The 13,303-nt window shown below is 51.1% G+C and carries 17 protein-coding genes and 1 other annotated feature (1 of these 18 cut by a window edge); of the genes, 16 read left to right on the forward strand and 1 reads right to left on the reverse strand.

Annotated features, from left to right (window positions below; translation table 11 throughout):
* The first annotated feature begins 98 nt into the window (after nucleotides 1–98).
* Entirely contained in the window at nucleotides 99–845 is a 747-nt protein-coding gene (gene pssA / locus K0T92_RS22290) for a CDP-diacylglycerol--serine O-phosphatidyltransferase (protein WP_219874709.1), read from the forward strand.
* Nucleotides 846–920: 75 nt separating this feature from the next.
* Here the strand turns inward: pssA and K0T92_RS22295 are convergent, their stop codons facing one another.
* Nucleotides 921–1,316, reverse strand: coding sequence for a nucleoside triphosphate pyrophosphohydrolase family protein (locus K0T92_RS22295; RefSeq protein ID WP_219874710.1), 396 nt, complete (start codon nucleotides 1,314–1,316; stop codon nucleotides 921–923).
* A 192-nt stretch (nucleotides 1,317–1,508) separates the two neighbouring features.
* Here K0T92_RS22295 and K0T92_RS22300 point away from each other — a divergent pair, with 192 nt between their 5' ends.
* The 15 genes from K0T92_RS22300 (at nucleotide 1,509) to rplA (ending at nucleotide 13,248) form a co-directional block, all read left to right on the forward strand.
* Complete coding sequence (locus tag K0T92_RS22300) at nucleotides 1,509–2,600, forward strand: PIN/TRAM domain-containing protein (RefSeq protein ID WP_219874711.1); 1,092 nt, start codon at nucleotides 1,509–1,511, stop codon at nucleotides 2,598–2,600.
* Nucleotides 2,601–2,667: 67 nt separating this feature from the next.
* Nucleotides 2,668–3,366: a 2-C-methyl-D-erythritol 4-phosphate cytidylyltransferase gene (gene ispD / locus K0T92_RS22305; protein WP_219874712.1), complete on the forward strand. Its 699-nt coding sequence runs from the start codon at nucleotides 2,668–2,670 to the stop codon at nucleotides 3,364–3,366.
* Nucleotides 3,367–3,394: 28 nt separating this feature from the next.
* Nucleotides 3,395–3,880 carry a 2-C-methyl-D-erythritol 2,4-cyclodiphosphate synthase gene (gene ispF / locus K0T92_RS22310; RefSeq protein WP_219874713.1) on the forward strand — a complete coding sequence of 162 codons (486 nt, stop codon included), beginning with the start codon at nucleotides 3,395–3,397 and terminating at the stop codon, nucleotides 3,878–3,880.
* A gap of 43 nt (nucleotides 3,881–3,923) precedes the next feature.
* The gene (gltX, locus tag K0T92_RS22315; RefSeq protein ID WP_219874714.1) at nucleotides 3,924–5,381 is read left to right on the forward strand and encodes a glutamate--tRNA ligase; all 1,458 of its coding nucleotides are present in this window, start codon (nucleotides 3,924–3,926) and stop codon (nucleotides 5,379–5,381) included.
* A gap of 569 nt (nucleotides 5,382–5,950) precedes the next feature.
* Nucleotides 5,951–6,619 carry a serine O-acetyltransferase gene (gene cysE / locus K0T92_RS22320; RefSeq protein WP_219874715.1) on the forward strand — a complete coding sequence of 223 codons (669 nt, stop codon included), beginning with the start codon at nucleotides 5,951–5,953 and terminating at the stop codon, nucleotides 6,617–6,619.
* Nucleotides 6,616–8,022, forward strand: coding sequence for a cysteine--tRNA ligase (gene cysS / locus K0T92_RS22325; RefSeq protein WP_219874716.1), 1,407 nt, complete (start codon nucleotides 6,616–6,618; stop codon nucleotides 8,020–8,022). The genes cysE and cysS overlap by 4 nt, the downstream gene beginning before the upstream one ends.
* On the forward strand, nucleotides 8,022–8,495 hold the full coding sequence (locus K0T92_RS22330) for a Mini-ribonuclease 3 (RefSeq protein ID WP_219874772.1): 474 nt from the start codon (nucleotides 8,022–8,024) through the stop codon (nucleotides 8,493–8,495). The genes cysS and K0T92_RS22330 overlap by 1 nt, the downstream gene beginning before the upstream one ends.
* Nucleotides 8,492–9,253, forward strand: coding sequence for a 23S rRNA (guanosine(2251)-2'-O)-methyltransferase RlmB (gene rlmB / locus K0T92_RS22335; protein WP_219874717.1), 762 nt, complete (start codon nucleotides 8,492–8,494; stop codon nucleotides 9,251–9,253). The genes K0T92_RS22330 and rlmB overlap by 4 nt, the downstream gene beginning before the upstream one ends.
* A gap of 2 nt (nucleotides 9,254–9,255) precedes the next feature.
* Nucleotides 9,256–9,777, forward strand: coding sequence for an NYN domain-containing protein (locus K0T92_RS22340; protein WP_219874718.1), 522 nt, complete (start codon nucleotides 9,256–9,258; stop codon nucleotides 9,775–9,777).
* 268 nt (nucleotides 9,778–10,045) lie between these two features.
* Nucleotides 10,046–10,696, forward strand: a complete 651-nt coding sequence (sigH, locus tag K0T92_RS22345; protein ID WP_219874719.1) for an RNA polymerase sporulation sigma factor SigH — start codon at nucleotides 10,046–10,048, stop codon at nucleotides 10,694–10,696.
* Nucleotides 10,697–10,956: 260 nt separating this feature from the next.
* Entirely contained in the window at nucleotides 10,957–11,106 is a 150-nt protein-coding gene (gene rpmG, locus K0T92_RS22350) for a 50S ribosomal protein L33 (RefSeq protein WP_183604319.1), read from the forward strand.
* Nucleotides 11,107–11,125: 19 nt separating this feature from the next.
* Nucleotides 11,126–11,335 carry a preprotein translocase subunit SecE gene (gene secE / locus K0T92_RS22355; protein ID WP_219874720.1) on the forward strand — a complete coding sequence of 70 codons (210 nt, stop codon included), beginning with the start codon at nucleotides 11,126–11,128 and terminating at the stop codon, nucleotides 11,333–11,335.
* Between the two features lie 24 nt (nucleotides 11,336–11,359).
* Nucleotides 11,360–11,893 (forward strand): transcription termination/antitermination protein NusG, encoded by a 534-nt coding sequence (nusG, locus tag K0T92_RS22360; protein WP_219874721.1) that lies wholly within the window; start codon nucleotides 11,360–11,362, stop codon nucleotides 11,891–11,893.
* A gap of 99 nt (nucleotides 11,894–11,992) precedes the next feature.
* Complete coding sequence (gene rplK / locus K0T92_RS22365; protein WP_219874722.1) at nucleotides 11,993–12,418, forward strand: 50S ribosomal protein L11; 426 nt, start codon at nucleotides 11,993–11,995, stop codon at nucleotides 12,416–12,418.
* A gap of 137 nt (nucleotides 12,419–12,555) precedes the next feature.
* Nucleotides 12,556–13,248 carry a 50S ribosomal protein L1 gene (gene rplA / locus K0T92_RS22370; protein ID WP_219874723.1) on the forward strand — a complete coding sequence of 231 codons (693 nt, stop codon included), beginning with the start codon at nucleotides 12,556–12,558 and terminating at the stop codon, nucleotides 13,246–13,248.
* Nucleotides 13,249–13,262: 14 nt separating this feature from the next.
* Nucleotides 13,263–13,303 (forward strand) — a sequence feature (ribosomal protein L10 leader region) (it continues 122 nt past the right edge of the window).

Genomic DNA, 13,303 nt, shown 5'->3' on the forward strand with positions numbered 1-13,303 from the left:
CATCCCCGAAAGACTTTAAATAAGAAGTTTTTCTCACAGCTTGCCGACTTAGCTGCAAGAAGCGGTTTTGGGGCATAGTAAAGATGAGGTGGAGCATAATGATTACGAAATCGATACCGAGTCTTTTTACGGTGGCGAATTTATTTCTAGGTATTGTCGCCATTTTACTCGTGTTTCCTGAGAATGCAAAGCCGGAAATCGCTGCGATGATGGTTATTATCGCGATGCTGATGGACGGTGTCGACGGTCGCGTTGCACGTGCGCTTAATGCGCAGAGTGAGTTCGGCAAAGAGCTGGATTCACTGTCAGATGTCATATCGTTCGGAGTAGCGCCGGCTTTTATTATGTACAGTGTTGCCTTCCAAGAGCTGAATGCGGCGCCTGCATGGATTATTACAGCGCTGTTCCCGATCTGTGGAGCGCTCAGGCTCGCGCGTTTTAACGTCGTTTCTGGAATGCCCGGCTATTTTATCGGTTTGCCGATTCCTGCGGCTGGAGGCGTCCTGGCTACACTGGCGCTGTTCCATAAGGATATTGCGGTCTCTGTCTTGATGGCGAGCACATTAATTCTGTCCTTCCTGATGGTCAGCACGATCAAGTATCCGAATTTCAAGAAGCTCGGCATACCTAAGAACGCCATCTGGGTTGTTCCGATCATCGTTGTTGTTGCGGTAGTGCTGGGAATTCTGTTCCCGAACCATCTATCCAAAATCATTTTTATCCCGCTAGTGCTCTATGCGCTATACGGCCTAAAAAAAAACGTTGATCGCCGGTTGCCCGGCCGGAAACGGAAACGGAAGCACCGCAAGCAAGAAGAGAACATGCAATCCGAACATAGCGCATAATAATAAAACCGCCTGGCCCATCCCCAATCGGATGCTGCTTGGCGGTTTTGTTATGTTCTTAGAGGTCGGCTTTATCTAGGTCAAATTGAACAAACCAAGAGTGGAGCATTTGCCGGATTCCTGAGCGACAACATCATCAAGCTGAATGTCGAGCAAATTGCACATAGCGGACATATAGAATAAATTGCGTCCGAGTTCGTTCTTGATGGCATCCCTGCAGTGCTCGCACAGATTGCCGGAGGTGTGATAATGAAGATTGGTCTTCGCTTTCTCAAGATCGATGTCGTCAGTGAACTCTTGTCTGCGGGCATTAAGCTCGATACAGCCGCATTCGGTGACGGATTTGGCTACGGCGCGATTCACCGAGGCTCCGGTCTGACCGTATTTGGACAAAACATCCAGCAAGCTCCGATGACGCAACAGCAGTTCGGATACTTGCTGCTGAAATTGCTCCAGCGTTGGGGCACTCATCGACTCCACCTCATTTCGGGATTGACATTGCTACATCCCATTATAATCGTCATTGCCCCGTAATTCAAAATAGTTTTACGAAAATTTAGACATTTGCCCCTTCGGGCAATAAAATCTTGCATAATATCGCCTTCCTGACGATTAACGATCGAAAGATTGGAACATAATTGTAATGGAGGTGGATTTATTGTGATGAAACGAATAATTCAAATGCTTGGTTTATTTTTTGGAGGTGCCCTTGGCGGTCAGGTTCATAGCTGGATGCACATGGGGACACTCTGGGCGGATTCGACCTATGGGGTTATGCAGCGTTCCGGGGGCTATTATATGAACGTCGGTATCGGCGCAATTTGTGGATTGGCAGCGGCGACGGTAATAGCAGGCCCCATTGTGAAATGGATGCAGCAGGGTGCAGAGCGCGCTTCGGCCATGCCGACGGGCGAATTAATGTCGGGAGGTGGCGGTCTCATTGGCGGACTTGCTGTATCGGCGCTGCTCTACCCGGCTGTCTCCGGTTTTTCTGGCGCAGGTCTCCTCGTTCCGGTATGTCTGACGTTATTTTTAGGTTATCTCGGATTGCGTATTGGCATTGGCAAACGGGAGGAACTGTCCGAGCGCTTCTCCGCCTTTATGGGCATGCAGTCGAGGTCGGCTGCTCCGTCAGAGAAGAGCTCCTTCGAGGAGCACAAGATTCTGGACACAAGTGTCATCATTGATGGGCGAATAGCGGATATTTGCAAAACTGGGTTCATTGAGGGGACGCTGGTCATCCCGGAGTTTGTGCTGGAAGAGCTGCAGCATATTGCCGATTCCTCTGATCTGCTCAAACGAAATCGCGGACGGCGCGGGCTTGATATTTTGAACAAAATTCAAAAAGAGCTCGATGTCAGGGTGCTGATCTACGAAGGGGACATGGAGGATGGCGAGGTCGACAGCAAGCTGGTCAAGCTGGCCAAGGTGCTTGGCGGCAAGGTTGTCACGAATGACTTCAACCTCAACAAAGTGTGCGAGCTTCAAGGAGTTTCTGTGCTGAACATCAATGATCTTGCTAATGCGGTGAAGCCTGTCGTGCTGCCCGGCGAGGAAATTGTCGTCCAAGTGATCAAGGATGGCAAGGAGCACGGCCAGGGAGTCGCCTATCTCGATGATGGCACGATGATCGTAGTCGAGGGCGGGCGTGACTATATCGGCACGACGATGGAAGTATTGGTAACGAGCGTGCTGCAGACCTCTGCAGGCCGAATGATTTTCGCCAAGCCTAAGCTGTTGGAAAAAGCGCTGTAACACGGTATGATAGTACGGAGAGTACACGTTTAACGTGTTAAAGTTTACAGCGAGGCGGTAGGAAGGTATGTTGGCTCGGGCAAAATGGGATGTCATCGTCGTTGCGGCAGGACGCGGAACGCGGATGGGGACGGCAGAAAGCAAGCAGTATTTGCTGCTGGAGGACAAGCCGATCTTGATCCATACGCTCCAGCTGTTTGAGGCAATGGAAGAGATAGCGGAAATGGTGCTGGTCGTTGGCGCACAGGATGTGACTCGCTGCGAGGAGCTGCTGCTCCAGTACAATCTTCATAAAGTGAAGGCTGTTGCTGCAGGCGGCAGCGAACGCCAGCATTCCGTAAGGATCGGGCTATCGCTGCTGCATGGAGACTGGGTGATGGTGCATGATGGGGTGCGCCCTCTGGTAACGCCGGCAGCAGTGCGTGCCTGCATGGCAGCGGCGGAGCGCTCTGAGGCTGCTGTGCTGGCTGTGCCTGTGAAGGATACGATTAAGCAAGTGAATGAGTCCGGCATCATCGTTGCGACACCTGACCGTCGAAGCTTGTGGGCGATTCAAACGCCGCAGGCTTTTCGTCGTTCCCTTCTGCAAGAAGGGCATGAGCGGGCTGCCGCTGAAGGGTTCGTCGGCACCGACGATGCGAGTGTTGTTGAGCGGCTTGGCGTATCTGTAACAGTGGCTGAGGGTGATTACACGAATATTAAGATTACGACGCCTGAGGATCTGCCTTGGGCGGAGTTTCTGCTTGCCAGCCGCAAGCAGGAATAGAGACAGCAGACGAGAGGGGAAGAAAGCAATGATTCGGGTAGGACAAGGATTTGATGTGCATCAATTGGTTGAGGGCCGTCCATGCATTATCGGCGGAGTTACGATTCCCTATGAGAAGGGATTGCTTGGACATTCCGATGCGGATGTGCTGCTGCATGCCATTAGCGATGCGGTGCTGGGAGCGCTCGGACTTGGCGATATCGGCAAGCATTATCCCGATACAGATCCGGCATTCAAGGACGCGGACAGTCTCAAGCTGCTGCTGCACATCTGGTCGATGGTGAAGGAGCGGGGCTATAAGCTGGGCAATGTGGATTCCACGATTATTGCGCAGCGTCCCAAGATGGCGCCTTACATACCTGACATGGTGAAGATTATTGCGGATGCGCTTGAAGCGGAGGACCTCTCGCAAGTCAATGTGAAAGCAACGACAACCGAGCAGCTGGGATTTACAGGCCGGGGCGAAGGAATTGCCGCGCAATCGGTTGTCTGCCTTGTAAAAGTTGTGCTATGATTCACTGATGAATCTGGAATGGATGGAAGGAGCTTGAACGATAATGTCTAATGAAATTCGTGTTCGATATGCACCATCGCCAACGGGGCATCTGCATATCGGCAATGCAAGAACGGCCTTATTCAATTACTTATTCGCACGCAGCCGCGGCGGCAAATTTATTATACGTATCGAAGATACCGATGTGAAACGCAACGTTGCAGGCGGTGAAGAGAGCCAGCTCAAGTATTTGAAATGGCTTGGCATTGACTGGGATGAGAGCGTCGATATCGGCGGGGGCTACGGGCCTTACCGCCAGACGGAGCGGATCGATATCTACAATAAGTACTGGCAGGATCTTATTGACCGCGATCTGGCTTACAAATGCTATTGCACGGAAGAAGAGCTGGAGCAGGAGCGGGAGGAACAGACCGCAAGGGGCGAGATGCCGCGTTATTCCGGCAGGCACAGCCGGTTGACGGAGGAGCAGCGCCAGGCTTTTGAGGCAGAAGGCCGTATTCCCAGCATTCGGTTCCGCGTTCCGCAAGGCAAAACCTATACGTTCCATGATATGGTCAAAGGGACGATCAGCTTCGAATCCGATGGCATCGGAGATTTCGTTATCGTGAAGAAGGACGGTATTCCGACCTATAACTTTGCGGTTGCGCTTGACGATCATCTGATGGCGATCAGCCATGTGCTGCGCGGAGAGGATCATATCTCCAATACCCCCCGTCAACTAATGATTTATGAAGCGTTCGGCTGGGAGCCGCCGCAATTTGCGCATATGACGCTGATCGTCAATGAGCAGCGCAAGAAGCTCAGCAAGCGCGACGAGTCGATCATTCAGTTCATCGAGCAGTACGACACGCTTGGCTATCTGCCTGAAGCGATGTTCAACTTCATTACGCTGCTCGGCTGGTCACCGGAGGGCGAGCAGGAGATTTTCACACGGGAAGAGCTTATTGGTGTGTTTAACCCTGATCGTCTCAGCAAAAGTACGGCTGTATTCGATACGAATAAGCTGAGCTGGATGAACAATGAATATTTGAAGAAGTCGGAGCTGCCGAGAGTGGTTGATCTGTGCTTGCCTCATCTGCAGTCTGCAGGGCGGCTTCCGGAAGCGCTGGATGAGTCGGGTCGCCAATGGGCGAATGATCTTATTGCGCTGTATCAGGACAAGCTGCGCTACGGGGCAGAGATTGTACCGCTCACGGAGCTGTTCTTCCGCACAGAGGTTGTGGATGAAGAAGAAGCGCTGGCCGTGCTGGCGGAGGAGGGTGTGCCGGCTGTACTGGCAGCCTTTGCCGATGGGGTGGCAGCAATGGATATCCTCGAGGCAGATGGAATTAAAGCGGCGATTAAAGCGGTGCAGCAGGCAACCGGCTGCAAGGGCAAAGCGCTGTTCATGCCGATCCGTGCCGCAGTAACGGGGCAGACGCATGGTCCTGATCTCAATATGACGATCGTTCTGCTTGGCAAAGCAAAGGTTGTGGAGCGTCTGCGCGGGCGGCTGGGCTGAACAATTTTGGACAGCCATGCCAGCGCCAATAGGCAACGTGGCACTTGTCAGTTATTCGACTGTCGGATATACTTGAACTATTAGATGTTAGCTAGGTTATCGGTATAAGGCTTAGAACAGGAACGTTCATTTCATGAAGGAATTGTCAGAGAGGGCGACCTATCAAGCGGAGCCAATATTCGCAGAGCAGGACTTATGCGTGTTGGACTTCGTGGGATTGGGTGGAAGTCGTTCATTCCTTGAAATGCAACATTGCGCCTGGGAGCTGCGCACCCGATCCGAGCGTGCATGGGAGACCTCTCGATCAACGGCTTGCCGGGATCAGAGGAAGCACTTGTATGGCACGGGGTAGGCGGCGACGTCCGGTTCGCGTTAAGAACCAATGAGACGGGAGTTATGCTGTGCATAAGATGCTCCCAAGCAGAGTGGAACCGCGTTAGTACGCCTCTGCAGCCCCAGGCTGCAGAGGCTTTTGTTTATTCAGGCATATCATGCGACTACAGATAGGACAACCGATTGTTCGCAGTTAGGTAGCCCTGAATCGTCGATGTTCGAGAGGAGTCTTGACCATGTTTCGCCAACTAAGAACGGATATTGAAACGGTGATTGACAACGATCCCGCAGCCAGGAATAAGTTCGAAATTATATTTACGTATTCGGGACTTCATGCCATCTGGGCGCATCGCCTTGCGCATCGGCTCTACAAGCGCCACTGGTTCACGGTAGCGCGGATCATTTCGCAGATAAGCCGGTTTTTCACAGGAATTGAGATCCATCCTGGTGCTACGATAGGGGAGCGCCTGTTTATTGACCACGGCATGGGTGTCGTTATCGGTGAAACCTGCGAGATCGGGGACAATGTGGTGATCTATCAAGGTGTAACGCTTGGCGGAACAGGGAAAGAAAAAGGCAAGCGGCATCCAACAATCGGAAACAACGTCGTAATTGGTTCCGGAGCGAAGGTGCTGGGCTCCTTTGAAGTTGGGGATAATGTGAATATTGGCTCGAACTCGGTCGTGCTAAGGGAGATTCCGTCTAACAGCACGGTTGTCGGCAATCCCGGCCGTGTTGTGAAGCGCAATGGCGAGCGTGTCGGAGACAGACTTGATCATACCAAGCTGCCCGATCCGGTCATTGAGATGCTGAGGGCGATGCAAAGCGAGATTCAAGCTTTGAAAACTGAACTGGAACGCGAACGGCATAGACAGCCTGTCGCTGGAGGGGAAATTAGAAAATGACCTTGCATATCTATGATACATTGTCTCGTGAGAAGAAAGAGTTTGTGCCGCTGGAACCGGGTAAAGTGAATATGTATGTATGCGGGCCGACCGTATATGATTATATCCACATCGGCAATGCAAGGCCGGTTATTTTCTTTGACGTGGTGCGCCGTTATCTGGAAGTGTCCGGATATGAGGTTAATTACGTGGTGAACTTTACCGATGTTGACGATAAATTGATACGCAAGGCGGAGCAGCTTGGCACAACGGTGCCGGAGGTTGCGGAGCGGTTTATTGGCGCTTTCAATGAGAATATCGCCGGACTTGGCGTCCATAAGGCCACGATCAATCCTCGCGTGACGGAGAATATCCCGGAGATTGTTGCGTTCGTGCAGCAATTGGTCGACAGGGGATATGCCTATGAAAGCGGCGGGGATGTGTACTTCCGCATCAACAAATTTGCCGATTACGGCAAGCTGTCGCATCAGAACATGGATGAGCTGCAGCTCGGAATCCGCATCGAGGTGGACCAGCGCAAGGAGAACGGTCAGGATTTTGTACTGTGGAAAGCTGCCAAGCCTGGAGAAATCCATTGGGAGAGCCCTTGGGGACCCGGCCGTCCCGGCTGGCATATCGAATGCTCGGCGATGGCGCGCAAATATCTGGGAGACACGCTCGATATTCATGGCGGAGGCCATGATTTGCAATTTCCGCATCATGAGTGCGAGGTGGCTCAATCGGAGTCGGTAACAGGCAAGCCGCTTGCCCGCTACTGGATGCATAACGGCTTCATTAACATCAATAATGAGAAGATATCCAAGTCATTGGGTAACGGCATTACAGTCAACGAGCTGCTCAAAACGGTGAAGTCTACTACGATTCGGTACTTTATCCTATCCTCTCACTACCGCAGCCCGCTTAATTTCAGCGATGAGACGATTGCACAGGCGGAGAACAGCGTGGAACGCATTACGAATTGCATCGGCAATCTGAAGCATCGTTTGTCGGTAGCGGTGAGCGCCGCCAGTGAGGCGGAATTGGAGCTGCGATCCAGCATTGGCGCTATCCAGGACGGCTTCCGCTCGCGAATGGACGATGATCTCAACACGCCGGATGCGATCACGAGCATATTCGAGCTGGTCGCTGTGGCGAATCAATATTTGCAGCGGCCCGTTGTATCTGCTGAAGGGCTGGAAATGCTGATCGAAGCCTTTGCCTTGTTTGACAAAGTATTTGGCTTGCTCCCTGATGAGGAGGATGGCGAGATGCTGGATGCCGATATTGATGATCTCATCGTACAACGGACGGAGGCCCGGCAGTCAAAAAATTGGGCGCGTGCGGATGAGATCCGTGACTTGCTTGCAGCCCAGGGCATCGTGCTGGAGGATACGCCGCAAGGTATCCGTTGGCGGCGCAAATGATGGAGCGCCCGGCATCGTCAATTGCGGCGGATCGCGATCTGTGGAGCCATGATCCGGTGAAGCCGCCGCATTTGCTGAACCCGATCGTGCTGGCTTATATCGGCGATGCAGTGTTCGAGCTGCTCATTCGTCAATACTTGATCTCTCAGCCTAACCACAAGCTGCAGCATCTGCACCGTCAAGCAACCGGCTTCGTGTCTGCTAAAGCGCAGTGTTCGCTGCTAGAGAGATGGAAGCCGCTGCTTACGGAGGCGGAAGCGGATATCGTCAGGAGAGGGCGGAATGCCAAGTCCGGCAGTCTGCCCAAGAACGCGGATCCTGCAGACTACCGCCAAGCGACAGCGTTGGAATGTTTGGTAGGATACTTATATTACAGCAAGCAAATAGAACGGCTGCACGAATTAATGGCGATTGCATTCGGTGCGAGGGCCGATGAACATGAGCGAGCAATATCCGAGGAGGGCAAGGAATGACTGAGCATGAGCAGGACGGACAAGAGTGGATTGCGGGCAAGCATCCAGTTATGGAGGCGCTTCGTTCCGGTCGGGAGATCAACAAAATATGGATCGCGGAGCAGGCTCAGAAGCATGCGACAGGGCCAATCGTTATCGAAGCAAAGAAGCTTGGCATAATCGTGCAATTTGTGGACAAGCGCAAGCTCGACAGCATGGTGGAAGGCATTCAGCATCAAGGGATCGTTGCTCAGGCGGCTGCCCATCGTTATTATGAAGTCGATGAATTAATCGAGCGGGCGCGCGAAAGCGGCGAGACGCCGTTCCTTCTGCTGCTGGATGAGATTGAAGATCCGCACAACCTGGGCTCTATTCTGCGGACGGCGGAATGCACAGGCGTGCATGGTGTCATTATTCCCAAGCGGCGTGCGGCTTCACTGACGGCAACCGTATCCAAGACCTCTGCAGGCGCAGTGGAATATGTACCGGTGGCAAGAGTGACGAACCTGGCGCAAACGATTGATAAATTGAAAGAAGCGGGCATCTGGATTGCCGGTGCCGATGTAGGCGCGCAGCAGGATGTGTTTGCCACCCGCAATTTTGACATGCCGCTGGCGATTATTATTGGGAACGAGAGCAAAGGCATCGGCAGATTGATTCGGGAGAAATGTGATTTTCTGGTCAAGCTCCCCATGCAGGGCAGTCTTAACTCGCTTAACGCCTCAGTGGCGGCAGGCGTATTGATGTATGAAGTGGTGCGACAGCGTCGGAGCCTTTAACAATGCGACGGCAGGATGATATTATGCTGGTTGACGGATATAACATGATTGGCGCATGGCCGATGCTTGCTGCAATAAGGGATAATGACTTGGAAGAGGCGCGTGACCGATTGCTGGAAATGCTGGCAGAGTATCAGGGCTTTACCGGAGTAAGTGTAGTTGTAGTATTTGACGCCTATCAGGTGCCGGGCGCAGGATCGACCTTTAACCAGCACCGTGTTACTGTAGTGTTCACGAAGGAAAAAGAAACGGCTGACGCTTGTATCGAGCGTCTCGCCATTGAGCTGGCGCTGCGCAGCCGCAATCTGTATGTAGCTACTTCAGATATGGTGGAACAGCACGTTGCTTTTGGCAAAGGAGCGCTTCGGATCTCGGCAAGGGAGCTGCTTACGGATATTGAACAGAACCGGATTTCGATCGAGCGGACTTTGAAGCATACAGAGAGCAAACGCAACGAACTCGATGAGAATTTAAGCGTAGATGTTCGCATGAAGCTTGAACGGTGGCGAAGAGGGAAGCTGTGAGGCAGGCAATGTGTTGCAGAATTGCGAACTGGATGGACAGAAATTCCATTTCCACTATTTTATAAGCAAACATTCGACATCAAGCTGATTGACGGCCTTAGGTTACATAATGTATACTAGGTCTAGGTTTGGCGACTGGAATCGTAGTAAGCTCCGCGCTTCTTGTATAAAAACTAGCGACAAGTGTTGGCGTCAAGGGGACGTCGGTTAACATTTGCGCGTAGCCGATTCAGAGTAATGTACGCCTTTCGAGCCGGAGGGATTGTTCGTGAGCATCGACCTCAGAGAGTGGAAAACGCTGGAATATGACTGCAGAACGGACGAGGATATTGTAGAAGCGGTTCGAGAAGGTGATGGCGAAGCGCTGGAATTTCTGATTAACAAGTATAAGAACTTTGTCCGTGCTAAGGCGCGTTCCTATTTCTTAATCGGGGCTGACCGCGAGGATATTGTCCAGGAAGGCATGATTGGCCTTTATAAGGCGATTCGGGATTTTAAAGGGGATAAGTTAGCGTCCTTCAAGGCGTTCGCTGAACTTTGCATCACGCGTCAGATTATTACAGCCATTAAGACGGCGACGCGTCAGAAGCATATTCCGCTCAATTCCTATGTTTCTTTGGACAAGCCGATCTACGATGAGGATTCCGACAGGACGCTGCTGGACGTTATTTGCGGAACACGCGTATCTGATCCGGAAGAACTGATTATCAATCAAGAGGAGTTCGTTGGCCTTGAGGATAAGATGTCCGAGATTCTGAGCGATCTGGAGCGCAAAGTTCTTATGCTGTATCTGGATGGCCGTTCATATCAAGAGATTGCAGTCGATTTGGATCGCCATGTTAAGTCTATTGATAATGCGCTCCAACGCGTGAAGCGCAAGCTGGAACGCTACCTGGAAGTTCGTAATATTAGCGGATAAATGTGCGAATGTGAGAGCCTGCGGGCTCTTTTTTTTATGAATGAAAGGGATTGCAATGTTTGAGAGGGCTGCTTTTCGTCGATAATGAGGATAGATGACGTTGACTTTGAATAGTTTTCGTTGACACTAACTATTGCTTGTGATAAAGTGTTTTAGGTAGCCCTAAATAGGTCTTTTTTATTGTGGGTACTGAACGAAGCTTAGTCACATAAAGAGATTCAAATTTTTTTTATTTATGGTTAGTTCGGAGGTGTACAGCAATGCGGGTAATTATTACGTTGGCTTGCACAAACTGCAAACAGAGAAATTATGCTTCAAGCAAGAACAAGCGGAATCACCCCGACCGCATCGAGATGAAGAAGTTCTGCAAGTTCTGTAACGAGCATACTCCTCATCGCGAGACGAGATAGCTAATTTGGAGGTGTGGACGTGGCATTTTTCGCACAAGTGAAGCAATTCTTCGGCACGACGTTTTCCTTCTTGTCCGACAGCGTCGCAGAACTGAAGAAAGTTCGCTGGCCAAGCCGTAAAGAGTTGACAAGCTATACGCTCGTAGTATTATTTACGATTATAGTTGTCACGATTTATTTTTGGGTTCTTGACATCGGGATCTCCGAATTGGTCGAACTGATTGTTTAAGAAGGGGCCAAAGGTGGCTTGTTTATGGAAAAAAGATGGTACGTTGTGCATACTTACTCAGGCTATGAGAACAAGGTGAAAGCCAACCTGGAGAAGCGTGTTGAATCAATGGGCATGGAAGACAAGATTTTCCGTGTGCTTGTCCCTATGGAGGAAGAAGTGGTAAACAAGGACGGTAAGAAGAAGACCGTCATGCGTAAAGTTTACCCCGGCTATGTCCTGGTGGAGATGGTTCAGACCGATGATTCCTGGTATGTTGTTCGTAATACGCCTGGCGTGACCGGGTTCGTCGGATCAACTGGTTCCGGTTCGAAGCCGACTCCTTTGCTGCCTGATGAAGTGGAGCAAATCCTCAAGCATATGGGTATGGAGGAGCCGAAGCCGAAGATCGAGTTTGATGTGAAAGAAACGGTTCGCGTAACAGTAGGTCCGTTTGCTAATTTTGTCGGTACGGTAGAAGAAATTCTGCTCGACAAAAGCAAGCTGAAGGTTCATGTGAACATGTTTGGTAGGGAAACCCCAGTTGAGCTTGATTATACTCAGGTGGAGAAGATATAATTCCGGTTTCCGGGGGCCGTTTCTCTTAGACGGCGAGAGAGCTTTGGCGATTGTATCGTTCAGGGCTGAATGGATTATTGGGGCAAGGAGGTGTGCAACATGGCAAAAAAGGTCATCAAGATGGTAAAACTGCAAGTGCCAGCAGGTAAAGCGAACCCGGCTCCGCCGATCGGTCCTGCACTCGGTCAAGCAGGTGTGAACATCATGGCGTTCTGTAAAGAGTTCAATGCTCGTACAGCCGACCAGGCAGGTCTGATCATTCCGGTTGAAATTTCCGTATTTGAAGACCGTTCGTTCACATTCATCACCAAAACACCACCGGCGGCCGTATTACTACGCGTTGCTGCGAAGATTGAGAAGGGTTCTGGTGAGCCGAACAAGAAGAAAGTCGCTACTGTGAAACGTGCAACTGTACGTGAAATCGCAGAGCAAAAAATGCCTGACCTCAACGCAGCTTCTGTAGAAGCAGCTATGCGCATGGTTGAAGGTACAGCGCGCAGCATGGGCGTTGTAATCGAAGACTAATTCGGTTGCGATTGCAGCACATGTAGGGCACGCCGGAAGGCGTTGTCTGCTATAGCGTAACTTTAGTTTCGCTACAGTGGGAGGATCTCCTTTCAAGGAGGATTTTCCGTTAAAACCACACAAGGAGGACGAATACCATGGCAAAACACGGCAAGAAGTATCTTGAAGCCGTTAAGCTGATTGACAGCGAAGCGACTTATGAGTCATTGGAAGCCATTGAATTGGTGAAGAAAGCTGCGACTGCGAAATTCGACGAGACTGTTGAAGTTGCTGTTCGCCTGGGTGTAGACCCTAAGAAACAAGACCAAGCAGTGCGTGGTGTCGTTGTACTTCCGCACGGTACTGGTAAGACGAAACGCGTTCTCGTTTTCGCGAAAGGCGACAAAGCCAAAGAAGCGGAAGCAGCTGGCGCAGATTTTGTTGGCGATGCTGACATGATCAACAAAATCCAACAAGGCTGGTTCGAGTTCGACGTTTGTGTCGCTACTCCGGACATGATGGCTGAAGTTGGTAAACTCGGACGTATTCTCGGTGGTAAAGGTCTCATGCCGAACCCTAAAGCGGGTACTGTAACGTTTGACGTTACTAAAGCTGTGCAAGAGATCAAAGCCGGTAAAATCGAATACCGTCTTGACCGTGCAGGTCAAATCCATGCTCCAATCGGCAAAGTATCGTTTGATGCTGACAAGCTGAACGAAAACCTTCGTTCCTTGGTTGAGGCGCTCGTTCGTGCTAAGCCGGCTGCTGCTAAAGGGGTTTACCTGAAAAACATTGCTGTTGCCTCCACTATGGGCCCTAGCGCTCGTGTTAACGTAGCGGCTTACCGCTAAGAGGAACAGTAACTAACATTCGAATACGCATACCGTAGACAGTAGGTGCCGTAAG

The organism is Paenibacillus oenotherae, from assembly GCF_019443105.1.
Taxonomy (GTDB): domain Bacteria; phylum Bacillota; class Bacilli; order Paenibacillales; family Paenibacillaceae; genus Paenibacillus_Z; species Paenibacillus_Z oenotherae.